The organism is Brachybacterium sp. AOP43-C2-M15, from assembly GCF_052446295.1.
In the GTDB taxonomy this organism is placed as follows: Bacteria; Actinomycetota; Actinomycetes; order Actinomycetales; family Dermabacteraceae; genus Brachybacterium.
Genome location: NZ_JBQSWB010000035.1, coordinates 1 through 1,369, shown reverse-complemented (window position 1 = coordinate 1,369; position 1,369 = coordinate 1). Strand labels below are relative to the sequence as shown.

Annotated in this window: 1 protein-coding gene; it reads left to right on the top strand. The window is 65.0% G+C overall.

Annotated features, from left to right (window positions below):
- Nucleotides 1-175 precede the first annotated feature (175 nt).
- Nucleotides 176-1,369: IS110 family transposase (locus tag ACT3SP_RS18610; protein WP_444588770.1), on the top strand; the 1,194-nt coding region annotated here is incomplete at its 3' end.

Sequence of the window (1,369 nt, the reverse complement as noted above, 5' to 3'; positions counted from 1 at the left end):
TGGCTTTGTTGCCCTGCCATCAATGGTCCGGGGGGTGTTGCCGCCCGGTCGAGAGACACGCGTTGACCGCTGATAGGGACACGGCCCAGCACTGCTGAGGTCTCTTCGTAACGTGGGTGCCGGCACCGGGTGTCAGACTGCGACCAGCAATGATGCTCCAAGGAAGGACAGCATCATGGACACAGGATTCACGGTCGTCATCGGTTTGGACGTCGGTAAGACCGCCCACCACGCCTGCGCTCTCGACCTCGCCGGGAACAAGCTGTTCGACAAACCCCTCCCGCAGGACGAGACCAAGCTCCGCGAGCTGTTCACACAGCTGCAGAACCACGGCGAAGTACTGATGGTCGTCGACCAGCCCAACACCATCGGAGCGTTGCCGATCGCGGTCGCCAGAGATTCCGGCTGCGCCGTCGCCTACCTACCAGGCCTGGCGATGCGGAAGGCCGCAGACCTCTATCCGGGCAGGTCAAAGACGGATGCTAGGGATGCTTTCATCATCGCCGACACCGCCCGGACAATGCCCCACACGCTTCGCCAGGTCGACCGCGACAGCGACGTCCTCTCCGCATTGAAGGTCCTGGCAGGCTTCGATGAGGACCTCGCCCACGAGACCACCAGAGCGTTGAACCGGATCCGGTCCCTGCTCACGCAGATCCACCCCGCCCTCGAGCGCGTCTTCGCCGGCGGCAGCCTCTCCACGGCGCTTGTGCTGGATCTGCTGGAGAAGTTCGGCGGCCCGACCGGGCTCAGGACAGCAGGCCGGGTCAGAGTCCTACGGTTCGCCCGCTCCCACTCACGCCGCGACCCAGAAACGCTGATCGATCAGATCTTCAAGGCGCTGGGCGAGCAGACCGTCATCGTGCCGGCGACCGCGGCAGTGGAGCTCGTGATTCCCAGAGTCGCTGGTCAGGTCAAGGAGTTGAAGGAGCAGCGGGCGACCGTGGCACGGGAGGTCGAGGCCATGCTGGAGGACTTCCCTCTCGCCTCGGTCTTGATGAGCATGCCGGGGATCGGCATCAAGACCGCCGCCCAGATCCTCCTGAACATCGGCGACGGCTCCGCGTTCGAGACTCCCGGCCATCTCGCGGCCTATGCCGGGATCGCACCGGTCACGCGAAGATCCGGAACCTCGATCCGCGGCGAGTTCCCCGCCCGCTCAGGCAACAAACGACTGAAGAACGCACTGTTCTACTCCGCCTGGGTCGCCTCGAACCACGACCCGATCTCCAAGGCCTACTACGATCGCAAACGCGCCGAAGGCAAGCGCCACAACGCCGCCGTCATCTGCCTGGCCCGCCGCCGCTGCAACGTCATCTTCGCGATGCTCCGCGACGGCACCTACTACCAGCCGCCCACCACCACCCCT